This is a genomic window from Candidatus Methylomirabilota bacterium, from assembly GCA_035709005.1.
In the GTDB taxonomy this organism is placed as follows: Bacteria; Methylomirabilota; Methylomirabilia; order Rokubacteriales; family CSP1-6; genus 40CM-4-69-5.
Window position 1 is genome coordinate 83,652 of the sequence record DASTFB010000040.1, and the last position, 13,332, is coordinate 96,983.

The 13,332-nt window shown below is 70.4% G+C and carries 12 protein-coding genes; 5 read left to right on the forward strand and 7 right to left on the reverse strand.

Annotation, left to right across the window (positions count from 1 at the left end; translation table 11 throughout):
• Positions 1-28: 28 nt before the first annotated feature.
• The 5 genes from VFR64_06100 to VFR64_06120 form a co-directional block, all read right to left on the reverse strand.
• Positions 29-1,036 (reverse strand): mechanosensitive ion channel domain-containing protein, encoded by a 1,008-nt coding sequence (locus tag VFR64_06100; GenBank protein HET9489306.1) that lies wholly within the window; start codon positions 1,034-1,036, stop codon positions 29-31.
• Positions 1,033-2,388, reverse strand: a complete 1,356-nt coding sequence (locus tag VFR64_06105; GenBank protein HET9489307.1) for a DUF2254 domain-containing protein — start codon at positions 2,386-2,388, stop codon at positions 1,033-1,035. Before VFR64_06105 ends, VFR64_06100 begins: the two co-directional genes overlap by 4 nt.
• A 76-nt stretch (positions 2,389-2,464) precedes the next feature.
• Positions 2,465-3,289, reverse strand: coding sequence for a cation:proton antiporter (locus VFR64_06110; GenBank protein HET9489308.1), 825 nt, complete (start codon positions 3,287-3,289; stop codon positions 2,465-2,467).
• A complete protein-coding gene (locus VFR64_06115; protein ID HET9489309.1) occupies positions 3,255-3,584 on the reverse strand; it encodes a ferredoxin family protein in 330 nt (109 codons plus the stop codon). The genes VFR64_06110 and VFR64_06115 overlap by 35 nt, the downstream gene beginning before the upstream one ends.
• Complete coding sequence (locus VFR64_06120) at positions 3,581-5,194, reverse strand: FAD-binding protein (GenBank protein HET9489310.1); 1,614 nt, start codon at positions 5,192-5,194, stop codon at positions 3,581-3,583. The genes VFR64_06115 and VFR64_06120 overlap by 4 nt, the downstream gene beginning before the upstream one ends.
• A 301-nt stretch (positions 5,195-5,495) precedes the next feature.
• On the opposite strand from VFR64_06120, the gene VFR64_06125 reads away from it, so the two are divergent.
• Positions 5,496-6,980, forward strand: a complete 1,485-nt coding sequence (locus VFR64_06125) for an ATP-binding protein (GenBank protein ID HET9489311.1) — start codon at positions 5,496-5,498, stop codon at positions 6,978-6,980.
• Here the strand turns inward: VFR64_06125 and VFR64_06130 are convergent.
• Positions 6,977-8,854 carry an ABC transporter substrate-binding protein gene (locus tag VFR64_06130; protein HET9489312.1) on the reverse strand — a complete coding sequence of 626 codons (1,878 nt, stop codon included), beginning with the start codon at positions 8,852-8,854 and terminating at the stop codon, positions 6,977-6,979. The two genes, VFR64_06125 and VFR64_06130, sit on opposite strands and share 4 nt — an antisense overlap.
• 508 nt (positions 8,855-9,362) lie before the next feature.
• Positions 9,363-9,914, reverse strand: a complete 552-nt coding sequence (locus VFR64_06135; protein HET9489313.1) for an OmpA family protein — start codon at positions 9,912-9,914, stop codon at positions 9,363-9,365.
• 116 nt (positions 9,915-10,030) lie between these two features.
• Between VFR64_06135 and VFR64_06140 the strand changes: the two genes are divergently transcribed.
• From VFR64_06140 to VFR64_06155, 4 genes are read left to right on the forward strand one after another with little or no spacing between them, the layout of a single operon-like run.
• Positions 10,031-10,459 (forward strand): hypothetical protein, encoded by a 429-nt coding sequence (locus tag VFR64_06140; protein ID HET9489314.1) that lies wholly within the window; start codon positions 10,031-10,033, stop codon positions 10,457-10,459.
• A gap of 16 nt (positions 10,460-10,475) precedes the next feature.
• Positions 10,476-10,949, forward strand: coding sequence for a TRAP transporter small permease (locus VFR64_06145; protein HET9489315.1), 474 nt, complete (start codon positions 10,476-10,478; stop codon positions 10,947-10,949).
• The gene (locus VFR64_06150; protein HET9489316.1) at positions 10,946-12,154 is read left to right on the forward strand and encodes a TRAP transporter large permease; all 1,209 of its coding nucleotides are present in this window, start codon (positions 10,946-10,948) and stop codon (positions 12,152-12,154) included. Before VFR64_06145 ends, VFR64_06150 begins: the two co-directional genes overlap by 4 nt.
• A complete protein-coding gene (locus VFR64_06155; GenBank protein ID HET9489317.1) occupies positions 12,151-13,299 on the forward strand; it encodes a cobalamin-independent methionine synthase II family protein in 1,149 nt (382 codons plus the stop codon). Before VFR64_06150 ends, VFR64_06155 begins: the two co-directional genes overlap by 4 nt.
• The last annotated feature ends 33 nt before the right edge of the window (positions 13,300-13,332 follow it).

The window sequence follows — 13,332 nt, forward strand, 5'->3', positions numbered from 1 at the left end:
TTAACGGCTCGGTTCGCTGCGGTATCGCTCAGCCCGCCTCGCGTCGCGCCGGCCGCGGCGCCTCGTCGGCCAGCCGCACGGGCGGGAGGCCGACGACGTCGAACGTCGCGGAGGCAATGGGGATACCCGCGGCGTCCAGCCCGGCCAGCACCTCGCGGCTGACGGCATCCTTCTGCTCCCGGATGCCGTGGTCCCGGACCACGAAGCGGACGGTCAGCTCGAGCCAGTTGTCGGTGAGACGGAAGTACACACGGGGGCGGACGTCGGTCGGCTTTAGGAAGTATCGCCGCTGCAGCTCGGCAAGCACCTCGGCGCTCAGCTCGGCGACGGGAACGCCGTGCGTCTCGGCGGCGGTCAGGAGGATGCGCTCGGCGCGCGTCCAATCGGCCGTGTACGGGATGGGAACGGCGAGCTCCTCCCAGAGGTAGGGGAACTCGCGCGTGTAGTTGTACACGGGCTCGTCGAAGATCCGGGCGTTGCTGACGCTGACCACGCGCCCCGTGTACTGCCGACTCTGCACCCACATCGCCGGGTCGTCCTTCTGCACCGGCGGCGGCTGGCCCATCTCCATGATCGTGGTCTGGGTGAAGCCCAGTGCGATGACGTCGCCGCGCACGCCGCCCATCACGATCCGATCGCCGACGTTGAACGTTTGGCCGCGCAGGATGACGAAGTAGCCCGCGATGGCGGTAACGACTTTCTGGAGCGCGAAGGCCAGACCCGCGGTGATGAGGCCGAGGGCGGTGGCCAGTCGCACGGGGTCGTCGAACCAGACGGACACGAGGCCGATGAAGAGAAGCGCGGCGGCGGTGAGGTTGATCCCTTGTCGCGCCCAGAACACCACGCGCTCTGATCCACGGCCGCGGACCAGCCACAAGGAGGCGCGGCGGAGCACGCGGGCCACGAGGAGGATGAGCGCGATGAAGAGCAGCGTGAACAGCAGCTTGCGCCCGTTGATGGCGTTGACGCCGACGAGCGTCACGCCGAAGAGCTCGACGGCGTGGTTGGGACCGACGAGGCGGAACACGTCACTCATGCGGCGAGGCCGCCGACGTCGAGGTCCCTCCGCGCGTCGGGACGGCTCACGCGCAGGACCCGCTCGAACGCCGCCTGCACGGCCTCGCGGTCGGCGGGGTCGGTGAGCGCCGCGGTCGCCGCGCGCCGGACGCGCAGGGCTTCGCCGAGCAGGGCGAGGTGCAGACCGCGGCGGTCGTGCCGGGCGGCCACGCGCGCGAAGGTTTCCAGCAGCCGCAGGGCGACCGACCGGCTGCCGGCGCCCTGCAGGCGGATGGGCGTGAAGGCGGCCACGACGATGTCATCCAGGGTCAGCGCTGGCATTACGACCCGGACGATGCCGGCCGCGTCGCGACGATAAGGCGCGGGCAGGTCGCGGCCCCCGATCCGCGCGACGGCCGCCCCGAGGCGATCGATGCAGCGTAGCCCGGTGGTCGGGTCGATGTGTCCGGACGCCAGGGCCCGCACCGCGATCTCCACCAACTGCTCGATACCGAACATTGCGTCCTGGAGCAGGCTGCGCTCGGCACCGAGCACGACGGCGGACGTGATGACACGTTTCAGATCCTCGTCCACGCGGTCGGCCGGCAGGACCCAGGCGAGCGGTTCTCCGGCCATGAGGAAGTCGCCCGGACGCCGGGTGAGGTGGACGACGACGTCGCGGTCCCGGCCGGCGCGCAGCAGGGCTTTTTCGTCGAGGGTTGTGACGTAGCCGCCGCCGTGGGCGGCGACGGCGGAGCCGTCGGTGACCGCGCACGGGGGCGCCGCGGCGGCCTCGCCGTCCTCGTGCCCGAAGCGGTCGGGCCAGAGCTTGTCGATGACGCCGTCGAGCTCTCGCGCCACCGAGGCGATGACGTGGTCGGCCTGGATCGAGATCGACGCGTGATGAATGAAGTAAATCAGCAGCGCGACGCTCAGCATCGCGAGGCCGAGGGCGCCGGTGATGGCCAGGTGGGGCACGAACGTGCCGTCGGCGAGGCCGTCCCGCCCTCGCACGGTCCGGAGCACCAGCAGGCAATAGACGAACGTCGCCACGAAAATACCGAGAACGACCTGGTTGCCCGGATCGCGGACGAAGTTGCGCAGCAGGCGGGGGCCGAGCTGAGCGGCGGCCAGCTGCAGGGAGACGATGGTGATCGAGAAGGCCAGGCCGACGACCGTGATGATCGAGCCCGCGACGGCCGAGAGTAGGCTGCGGGCGCCCTCCGCCCCGCCGGCGTAGAGCCAGAGGAGCCCCGCGAGCTGCTGATTGTCCAGCCGACGGTCCAGCGCCAGCAGGCCCAGCGCCAGCGCGGCGGCCAGGGCGGTGATCAGAGCGGGAAGAAACCAGAAACTTCCGCGGAGCGCGTCCCAGAGATTTAGCAGCCGGGCCACTTCCCTCGGGGCGAACGCAAGGCCCGTGCCACCGCCCCTTCAGTCGGCTCCGCGAAGCCGGGGGGAGGGCGACGCCTCAGGCATCGGAGCCCAGGAGGCGCTCGTCCGGCCGGTCCGCCGCGTGCCGGAACCAGCGAGCCACCAGCACGTCGGTCGACGAGTGGGCGACGATGGACATCACCGTCACCAACGCGATGAGGTGGAACATCAGATCGCCATCGGGCACGCCGCCGCGCAGGATCAGCAGGCCGTAGACCACCGACGCGAAGCCCTTGGGTCCAAACCAGGCGGCCGCCACCCACTCGCGCCAGTCCAGCCGGCTGCCGAGCAGCGCGATGGCCAGCGCCAGCGGGCGGGCCAGAAACAGGACGAGCAGCGCGAAGACATAGCCAGGCAGCGGAACCTCGGCGAGGAACGGCGGGGACATCAGGATGCCGAACACCAGGAGGGCAGCGAGCTTGAGCAGCTCGCTGAGCGTCTCGCCGAACTCGTGAAAGGCCTGGCGCAGGGCAGTGGAGAGCGAGGCCAGGGTGGCGCCGCCCGCGAACGCGGCCAGAAACAGATTGGCGTGGGTGAGCGAGCCCCCCGCGAACAGCAGCAGACCCACGGCGAAGACCAGCAGCGGCTCGTAGCGAGGCGCGGCGCTGAACAGGCGCGTCTGCTCCAAGCGCACGGCGACCCAGGGCACCGCGACGCCGAGGACCACGCCGAGCCCGGCCTCGCCCACGAGAACGCCAGGCTCCGTCTGGCGCCTGGCGAGCAGGATGAGGACGATCGGCAGGGCCAGGCCGTCGTTGAGGCCGCTTTCCACATTGAGGAGATGGCGCAGCCGCGGCGGCGGCGAGACAGCCGCGGCTGGCGACGCCTTACTGAACGGCGGCGCGCAGGCGGAAGGTCGGATCGTGCTCGGCGCCGCCCGGCCGGCCGCGGCGCCACCCCAGCGCGCGGGCGTAGCTGCCGAAGAGTCCGGCGGCCTCGATCTCGCTCTCGCTCACCGCGGAGGGAGCTTCGGCGTCGGGCGCGACATAGAGCGCGTCCGTGGGGCAGTAGATCTCGCACAGGAAGCACGTCTGGCAGTCGCTCTGGCGGGCGATGACCGGCGCGGCATCCAGCATCGCCTCGAACACGTCGGCCGGGCAGACCTTCACGCATACGTCGCAGGCGATGCAACGGCGGGCCGACACGATCTCGATCATGGAGCGGGTGCGCTGGTCCGAGGGTCGGCGCGGCTGACCCGCACGTCGTCCAGCCCGCTCGCCTGGAACGAGCAGACCAGAGCGGGATCGGCATCCGGCAGGTCCCGGCGCCGATGCATCCCGCGGCTTTCCGTCCGCGCCAGGGCGCTCCGGTAGGCCCAGCGGCTGGTGGCGACCAACGCCGCCGCCTCGCGCGCCTTGACGGCAGCCAGCGCATCCCCCGGCTCCTGATCCTGCAGCTCGCCCCAGCAGGCGTCGAGCCGTTCCAGGGACCGACGCAACGTCGTCTCCCTTCGGAAGAAGTTGCGGTCGAGCGGCAGCATCTCCTCCCGCACGGCGCGGGCCAGCTCGTGCGGGGCGAGCGCCCCCCGCGCCGTCCCCGCCGGCCGCAACCCGGCCCGGCCCAGCGGCGTCACCGGCCGGTCGGCGATCCGGGCTCGAATCCGCACGGCGAAGATCGCCGCCGCCCGCCCCGCCCAGTTCCCGGACGCGATGGCCCAGGAGGAATTCGGCCCACCGCCGCCGCTGATAGCGCCGGTCAGCCGCTCGCGCGTCGCGGCGTCGCCGACGGCGTAGAGGCCGGGTACGCCGGTCGCGCAGGTGTCGTCGAGGAGCCGGATGCCACCGACGCCGCGCACGGTACCCTCGCAGCGCAGCGTCACCGGCCAGCGCTCGGTGAAGGGATCGACCCCGCTGCGGTCGAGCGGCAGGAAGCAATTCGGCTGACCCTGCCTGAGCCAGGCCCGCACGTCGGGCTCGGCCTTGTCGTACTGGGCGAAGACCGGCCCTTCCAGCAAGGCTTGGGCCACCGCGGCGTGGCGATCGCGGCCCGCGGTGGCGATCGGCGTGCCGTCCTGCCGGGTGAACGACGCCCAGCGGAACGGCAGCCCCTTGTTGAGCGCGCTCGGCTTGGGAGTGAATGCATATTGGGCCGAGAACTCCATGCCCGCCAGCGCGGCGCCCGCCTCGGCGGCCATCAGATACCCGTCGCCGGTCAACGTCGCCGCCCCCAAGATACGTTCGCCGAAGGCGCAGCCGCCGGTGGCCAGGACCACGGCGCCGGCGCGGATTCGCCACGGGCGGTCGTGCTGGCGATCGATCCCGGCGGCGCCGCCCACGGTGTCCCCGTCACCCAGCAGCTCCAGCGCCGGATGGTGGTCAAGCACGGTGACCCCGGCCGCCAGGACGCGCCGGCGCATGAAGTGCATGTAGTCCGGGCCGCGCAGATTGGCCAGGTACGGCCGGCCGTCGTCGCCGTGCGGGAACGAATAGCCCCAGTCGGCCAGGCAGTGAAGCTTCTCCCACGCCGTGTCGAGTGTGCGCTCGACCCAGTGCGGGTCGGCGAGGCCTCCGGTGCGCGGTTGCCGCTGCTCGATGGCCAGCCGGCGGCCCTCGCCCGGCGGCACGAACCAGGTTCCGGTGTTGGACGGTGCCGTGGCGCCGCTGGTGCCCAGATACCCCTTGTCGACGAGCATCACACGGACGCCTGCCTCGGTTGCCGCCAGCGCGGCCCAGGCGCCGGCCGGGCCCCCACCGATGACCAGCACGTCCGTCCAGGCGTCGAGCGCTTCCGCATTGCGACGCCGGGGGATTTCCGGGCTGTCGATCACTGTCCTCTCCCTCTCGCGGGCCCTGTCCGTGCGGCGCCCATTATGGGTCATGGGCCAGGGTTGTTCTACCGGCCACCGTTCCGTGCGACACGGTAAAACCTTTCCCGTGTTCGCAGGGCTTCAGCGCGTCACGACACTGACGGCCGGCCGTCGCCGCAGCCGCGAGCCAGCGCGTGAGTTGGTTGCAGTGTAGCGAAGTTACGAGCGCGTGCGTCTGGCATATGCCTTGCGAAGCCGAAACGCTGCCATGGTGGTCAAGGCGCGACCAGGACGGGGGTCGGCGATGCGCGCAGACCGGTTGATGGGCCCGCTCGTCACGGCCACGACCGTCCTGGGCGTGAACGCGCTGACGGAGGGCGACTTTGTCGCGCACCCGCTCTACCTGGCGTGCGTCGTGTACTCGGTCTTCCGTGGCGGCGTGGGGTCCGGACTGGTCAGCTCGGCGCTCATCGTCTGCGAAGCGCTGCTACGCGAGATCGCCGTCCCCTTCGGGCTGGATGAGCCGTTCCGGCACGTCAAGATCGTCGCGCTGGCCTGCCTCGTCGTCGTTCTGGTGACCGGGCACCTCAAGCGGCGAGCCGACCAAGCTTCGGAGCTTTCTCAGGCCAACCGCCAGCTGACGGGCCGGCTCATCGAGCGGGAGCGCGGCGCGGAGGCCGCGACGGCGCTGGCCGCGATGACCCGGGACCTGGTCGAACCGCTCGACGTCAGCCGGGTACCTCACCGGATCGTCTCGACGATCCTCGACGTTCTCGGGGTGCGGCAGGCCATGCTGTACCAGCTCGACACGGCCTCTCAGGAGCTCACCTGCGTGGCCACGGCCGGCGACGTCGACGACTCACGCTGGGTCGGTCACCGGCTGCCCGCCGGCGACGTCATCGCCGGGGGGACCGCCGTCGCGCCGGCCCGGGTCATCCCGCTCCGGGCCCGGGGCAAGGTTCTCGGCGCGCTCGCGCTGGAGGGCACGTTGACCGGGGACACCGACCTCCAGCTGCTGTCGATCATCGCCGGACACGCCGCCCTCGCCCTGGAGAACTCGCGCCTCTACGCCGAGCTCCGGGCCACGCTGGAACAGCTCGGCGCATCGCGCGATCCGCTGGTGGACGAGGCGCGACTGCGGGCCACCGAGGAGCTGGCTGCCGGCGTCGCCCACCACGTCAACAACCGGCTCATGGTCATCCTGGCCGGCATCCAGCTGCTCAAGCCCAAGCTCGATGATGCCCACCATCGCAGCCTGCTCGCGATCGGTGAGCAGGCGACGCTGGACACGGCGCGCCTCGTCGACCGGCTGCGGCAATGCTCCGTGCGGCGGCCGCACGCCGCCAGCGACTCGGCCGATCTGAACCTGACCGTCCAGCGGGCCGTGGAGCTCTGTCGCGCCGATCAGGCGGAGGCGCAAGCCCGGGGGGCGCGCGTGGAGCTCGTCCTGCAGTCCGGGGCGGTGCCCCGGGTGGTCGGCAGCGAAGCCCTGCTGGAGGAGGCGCTGGCGCACATCGTGCGCAACGCCATCGAGGCCGTGGCCGATCGGGGCACGGTCACGATCACCACCTCGACGGGCGGCGCCTGGGTGGTCTGTACCGTCTCCGACACCGGCAGCGGTATGCCGCCGGACGTGCTGCCGCGGGCGGCGCAGCCGTTCTTCACGACCAAGGGGCCGCAGCGGTTGGGCCTCGGGCTCAGCTGCAGCCTCGGGATCGTCCGCCAGCTGGGCGGGCAGCTCGACGTCAGCAGCGAGGTCGACGTCGGCACCGGCGTGACCGTGCGGCTCAGGCCCTACATCGCCTAGCGCCCGTTCGACTCGGGCGCGAGCCAGACCGTATCGAGCTGATTGTTCAGATAGTGGCTGGGCGTAATGGTCCAGCCGCGCACCCGCGCGCTGTGCGGGACGATCCGGTGCCACTGCAGCGTGTAGATGTAGTGGGCTTCGTCGTCGAGCAGATGCTTCTCCAGCATGCGGATGTACCGGCGGCGCTGCTCGGGATCCACCGTACGGCTCTGGAGCACGTAGAGGTCGTCCAGGACCGGGTCGGTGTAGCGGCCGTAGTTGGCGTCGCTCCGCTCGCGGGACTGGAACTTGTAGAGATCCAGGTCGGGATTGACGACGTACCCGCACTGGAAGTCGGTGCTGACCTCGAAGCCGCCGGCCCGGAGGTCCTTGAAGTACTGGCCCGACTCCTGCGTTTCCTGGCGCACCTTCAGCCCGACCTGACGCCACTCGTCGACGAGCCAGGCGCCGATGTGCCGATAGGGCATCGGCACGTTACGGTTTTTCAGGGTGAAGGCGAATCCCTTGCCTACCCCCGCTTCGGCGAGCAAGCGGCGGGCCTCGGCGCGGGACTTGCGGATGTCCCGCCCATAGCCGGCGAGCTTGACCAGCTCGGCGGGCGGCGTGGCGAACGGAGTGCCCGGCACCTGCACGCCCGCCACCGCGCGCACGATGGCCGTCTTCGACAAGGTTTCGGCGGCCTTGTAGCGATCCAGAGCCAGGGACAAGGCGCGGCGCACCCGCCGATCGTGGAACGGCTTCTGCTCGTGGTTGATGGCCACGACCAGTCCACAGTTCCACGGGCTCTCCTGCACCGTGACCTTGTCGCCGAGCGCCCGGACGATCTCGTCGCGCAGGGCCGGCGAGAAGCCACGGAACTGGATGTGCGCGCGCTCGGTCTTGATGGCCTCGACCTGCGTGGCGTCGTCGCGGATGAAGAGGGCGCGGTAGCCATCGAGATAGGGCTTGCCGCGGTCCCAGTAGTGGGGGTTGCGGCGACCGACCCAGTGCGAGCCCTTGAGGTGGGCCACGAAGGTGAAGGGCCCCGTCCCCATGATGTTCTTCTCGTACCAGCGGATATCGCGCTCGAGGATATCGGCCTTGTAGATCCAGTTCCACGGGGAGGCCAGCGAATGGATGAACGAGGGCGAGGGCCACTTGAGCTTGAACGCCACGATGTACGGCTCGGGCGCCTGGACGGTCTCGATCTCGAGATATTCGCCCTTTCGGGCCGAGGTGATCCCCGGGGGAGGGTTGATGATCTTCTGGTACGTGGCCCGCACGTCCCGCGAGGTCATCTCGGTGCCGTCGTGGAACTTCACGCCTCGACGAAGCTTGAGGACGTACGTGCGCTTGTCCGGGGAGACGGTCCAGGCCTCGGCCAGGTCGCCGACGACCCGGGTGCCCGTCTTGTCGAACGGATCGATGCGGAGCAGGGTGTTGTAGTGGGCGGCCGCCGGGTGCATCAGCGCGAAGGTCTCTTCCCGGTGGGCATCGTAGGAAGGGGGCTCCGCCGGGACGACGAATGTCAGCTCCCCGCCGGCCCGGGGGGAAGCCGGCGCCGGCTGGTGCTCGTCAGCCCTGACCGCCGTTGCCGGCGGGTCGTCGCTGGGGGGAGGCGGCTGGGCCTGGGCCCCTGACGAGGGCGCACTGTCCGGCCTCCCGGCGACCTCCTGCTGCGAGGTGAGCGCGCGGGGATTCGCGTCGCTGCTGGGCGTCCCCAGCTGCGACCGGACCAGAGCGGCGCCGAGCACACCGAGCATGGCGCTCACCGCCACGGTCCCCAGCCAGATCCAGGCCCGTCGCGTTCCCGGGCGGCGATCGAGGAATCGCTCTACCTCCTCCAGACGCTCGGTATCCTCGGGCCCGTCGGCCTGAGCTTCACTTCCCGCCATCGCCCAGGGCAGGTGGCCGAAGAATGTCCGATCGACGGATTGCGGGACCTCACGAAGACTCGTACCGCAGTTGCTGCAGAAATTTGCCTGGTCGCGGTTGATCGCGTGGCACCGGGAACATTGCAGCGCCAGCTTGACGCCGCAGACATCACAGAAGTGAGCGCCTGGGACGTTGGAATGCCCGCACGGCGAGCGTGAACCCTCCGACGCTCCGCTGCGTTCTTCGTTCATAGCCGTGCCCCCTCGTCACTGGCCGGCAGCCGCGAACGAGGTTCCCGGCCCTCCGGGCCTGCGGTGAGAAAAGCCGTAATCCAGGCATTTGCAATGCCAGCGGGCGGGCCGCGTAACCCGGTGATCACTGCTGTCGCGGGGCGAGGTGGCGCATGGATTTGCAGAGCCGCGATGGCCAAGCCTACAACGCGCTTGTAGAAACTGCACACCCGGGCCGGCCTTGGTCTCCGGCCTGGCCGACGGCGGGCCGAAGTTGGACGATTGTGTGCCGGTTGATCTAGCGGGGCTTCACCAGGAACCGCGATCGCCGGTTCTGGGTCCAGCAGCGCTCGTTGTCTTCAGCACAGAGCGGCCGCTCCTCGCCGTAGCTCAGAACTTTGATGCGGCTCCGCTCCACGCCCTGCGCGACGAGGTAATTCATCGCGGCCACCGCCCGCCGTTCGCCCAGCGCCAAATTGAACTCGTGCTTGCTCCCGGTGACCCCGCGATTGTCGCAGTGGCCTTCGATGAGCACCACCTGGTCGGGATTCGCGCGAAGCCACGCGGCGTTGGCGTCCAGGATCCTGGCGTCGCCGGGCCGGATCGCGGCTTCTCCGAAGTCGAAGTAGATGTCACGCAATTCCGGGATCGCCTCGTAGTCTCGGAGTCGGGGCAGGCCGATGGTCGCCGGGGGCGCGGATGCGGCGGGTTGCTGCGCCGCGGCAGGCGTGCTCGCCTGGGCCAGGACGCCGGTGCCCTGGGCGAGGGCCGTGGGGCCAGCCCCCGGGGCGACGAACCCGGCCGACACGATGGCTGTGAAGGCGATGACGCGCGATCCATAGATCTTCATGGCTACCTCCATGCCGCACTGTCGCTGGAGAATCCCCGAATATAGGGCCGTCACGGACCAAGTCAAGCGATCTGCTACACTACCCGCTCACCGCGGACCCCCGACTGGAGGAGACCATGCTGCCCAAACATCCGTCGGCGCCGCCGGGGACCTTCGATGCGGTGCGGGACGGCCTGGTCGACGTCTCCTATGTCACGGCGAGCTACACCCCGGCCCGACACGTCCTGCCGCTCCTGCCGGAGCTGCCGGGCAGCGGCGAAACGGCGCTGAGCAACTCCGTCGCCTACTCCCGCGTCCACTGGAAGCACTTCCACAAGGTCGGCGAGTACCGGGGCGTGAAGCTGCTCGGCGTGTTCACCGATGGGCCGGGCCAGATGTTCACCAAGCGGACGGTGAGCGGGACCAACGACGTGCAGGGCCTCAAGATCCGCACGGGCGGGGGCGTGGCCGAGGCGGTGGCCAAGGCGCTCGGCGCCGCCGCGTTCGTCAAGCCGGCCCCGGAATCCTTCGAGCTCTTGAAATCCGGCGTGGCCGTGAAGAGCTGAAGAAGACCCGCGGCCAGTGACCGCGTCCGAGTCCCGATGGGAGCGGGGCGCCGACGCGGTCCTCGGCATCGCCGCCTCCATCCTGCTCATGGCCTTGATGCTGTTGACGGTCGTCGACGTGATGGGGCGCTACGTCCTCAACCGGCCTCTGGCCGGCGCTTTCGAGGTCACCGAGCTGCTGCTGGTGGTGCTGATCTTCGCGGGTCTGCCACTGGTCTCGTACGCGGACGGGCACGTCACGATGGACTTCATCGATCGGCTCCTGCCCGCCGCCACCCGGCGGCCGCTCGAACGCGGGGTCCACGTGGTCTCGGCCACGGTGCTGGCCCTGCTCAGCCGGCTCGTCTGGCTCAAGGCCGATCGGATCTGGGCGTACCGTGACGCCACCGACGTGCTGCGCATCGTGTACGGGCCCTTCGTCTACTTCATGGCGATCATGATCGCGGTCACCGGCCTGATCCATCTGGCCAAGGCCCTCGCGCGCCGATGACCCAAGGCCTGCTGGGCCTGGTCGCGCTCCTGGCGGTGGCCTTCGCCATCGCCCAGACCAAGATCTACGAGACCGGACGGAACTACACGCTGTCGGTGGTGCCGCTGTTCATCCTGATGGGGAACTTCACCACGCGGGCCGGCATGTCGGAGGAGCTCTTTCGCGCCGCCTACGCCTTCATCGGGCACCTGCGCGGGGGGTTGGCCATGGCCACCATCGTGGCCTCGGCGGGCTTCGGAGCGATCTGCGGGTCTTCGATCGCCACCGCGGCCACCATGGCCAAGGTGGCCTACCCCTCCATGAAGCGGTTCCGCTACTCCGACCGGCTCGCCGCCGGCGCGATCGCCTCGGGCGGCACGCTGGGCATCCTGATCCCGCCGTCCACGATCATGGTGATCTACGGGGTGTTCACCGAGACCAACATCGGCAAGCTGTTCGCCGCCGGCATCGTGCCCGGCATCATCGCCGCCCTGCTGCTGTGCGTGGCCGTGGCGTACGTCACCTGGCGGGATGCCGACGCGGGACCCGCAGGCGAGCGGTCCCCGTGGCGCGTCCGCTGGCTGGCCCTCAAGGAGGTCTGGGCCGTGGCGGCCCTCTTCGTGTTCGTCATCGGCGGCATCTACGTGGGGATGTTCACGGCCACCGAGGGCGCCGGCCTGGGCGCGTTCGGGGCCATGGCGTTCGCGCTGGGGCGTCGCGCGCTGACCCGGCGGACGCTGTATGCTGCACTCATCGAGAGCGCGCGCACCGCCATGCTGTTCACGATCCTCATCGGCGCGCTGGTGTTCGCCGAGTTCGTCAACATCACCACGATGCCGGCCGATCTCAAGGCGTTCGTCACCCGCTTCGACGTGCATCCCCTGCTGGCGGTGACGGCGATCTGCGCCATCTACGTGGTGCTGGGGACGGCCATGGAGGAGCCCTCCATGATCCTGCTCACGATCCCCGTGTTCTTCCCGGTGATCGTGCAGCTCGGCTTCGACCCGGTCTGGTTCGGCATCCTGATCGTTACCGTCGTCGAGATCGGCCTGATCAGCCCGCCCGTGGGGATGAACCTCTTCGTGCTCAAGAACCTGCTCCCCGAGGTGAGCACGGGGACGGTGTTCCGCGGCGTGCTGCCGTTCATGGTCGCCGACGTGGTGCGCCTGGCGATCCTGATCGCCTTCCCGGTGCTCTCCCTGTGGCTGCCCAGGTTCATGCCGTGAGCATCGCGCGCGCGGACGTGGTGGGGAGCCTGTTGCGGCCGGCCTATCTGCGCGAGGCGCGGCAGGCCCGGCAGGAGGGACGGATCGACGCCGACGCGCTCTGGCGGGTCGAGGATCGCGCGGTCCGGGAGGCCATCGCGCTGCAGGAGTCGGCCGGCCTCGACGTCATCACGGACGGGGAGCTGCGCCGCAACTCGTGGGTCGTCACCATTCCCCTGCGCGAGGCCGGGGTGGCCCGCGCGCCGCTGGCCGGCTACGCGTTCTTGCCGGCCGATCCGGGGTGGTGGTCGCTCTGGAAGGAGCCCGGCGGCCAGCGCGCCCAGGTGTGGACCGCGCCCACCCGGCCCTTCGTGACCAGGCCGCTCACCGTGGTCCGCGACATCGTGGCCGAGGAGTACGCGTTCCTGCGGGCCAACGCCCGGCGTCGGACGAAGTTCACGATCCCCGCGCCTAGCTGGCATCGGATCTTCTGGCATCCGGAATACTCGCGCGCGGCCTATCCGACGGCCGGCGATCTGCTCCGGGCGATCGCCCGGTACCTGCGCGAGCACGTGGTGGCCAGGATCGTCGCGCTGGGCGGCGACTACGTCCAGATGGATGCGCCGAACTACGCCCAGTGGCACGTGGACGCGGACAACCGCGCCGCATTCGAGGCCTGGGGCCACGACATGGCGGCGGAGCTGGTGGAGGACGCCGAGATCGACAACGAGCTGTTCGCCGGGGTGTCGGGGATCACCCGCGCCATCCACATCTGCCGCGGCAACGCGCCCGGGGGACGCTGGCTGGCCGACGGGGGCTACGAGCGCATCGCCGGCGAGGTCCTGCCCCGGCTGGCAAACTACGACCGCCTCCTGCTGGAGTACGACACCCCGCGGGCGGGGGACTTCGGCCCGCTCCGACACGTCCGCCCCGACGTCCAGGTGGCGCTCGGCCTGCTGACCACCAAGCGCGGCGCCCTGGAGGACGAGGACGCGGTGGCGCGGCGCATCCGCGAGGCCGCGGCCATCGTGTCCCTGGAGCGCCTGGCCCTGAGTCCCCAGTGCGGTTTCGCCTCGGGCGAGGCGGGCAACCCGCTCACCCCGGCGGAGCAGGAGGCGAAGCTCCGCCTTGTCGGTCGCGTGGCCCGGCGAGTGTGGGCGGGGTAGACTCGTGACGCCCCTCGGGGGCTGAGCGAGCTC

What these genes read in the sequence shown, in the direction of transcription:
- VFR64_06100 (HET9489306.1), bottom strand. Translation starts at nt 1,036, where the DNA reads ATGAGTGACGTGTTCCGCCTCGTCGGTCCCAACCACGCCGTCGAGCTC.
- VFR64_06115 (HET9489309.1), bottom strand. Translation starts at nt 3,584, where the DNA reads ATGATCGAGATCGTGTCGGCCCGCCGTTGCATCGCCTGCGACGTATGC.
- VFR64_06125 (HET9489311.1), top strand. Translation starts at nt 5,496, where the DNA reads ATGGGCCCGCTCGTCACGGCCACGACCGTCCTGGGCGTGAACGCGCTG.
- VFR64_06130 (HET9489312.1), bottom strand. Translation starts at nt 8,854, where the DNA reads ATGGCGGGAAGTGAAGCTCAGGCCGACGGGCCCGAGGATACCGAGCGT.
- VFR64_06135 (HET9489313.1), bottom strand. Translation starts at nt 9,914, where the DNA reads ATGAAGATCTATGGATCGCGCGTCATCGCCTTCACAGCCATCGTGTCG.
- VFR64_06140 (HET9489314.1), top strand. Translation starts at nt 10,031, where the DNA reads ATGCTGCCCAAACATCCGTCGGCGCCGCCGGGGACCTTCGATGCGGTG.
- VFR64_06150 (HET9489316.1), top strand. Translation starts at nt 10,946, where the DNA reads ATGACCCAAGGCCTGCTGGGCCTGGTCGCGCTCCTGGCGGTGGCCTTC.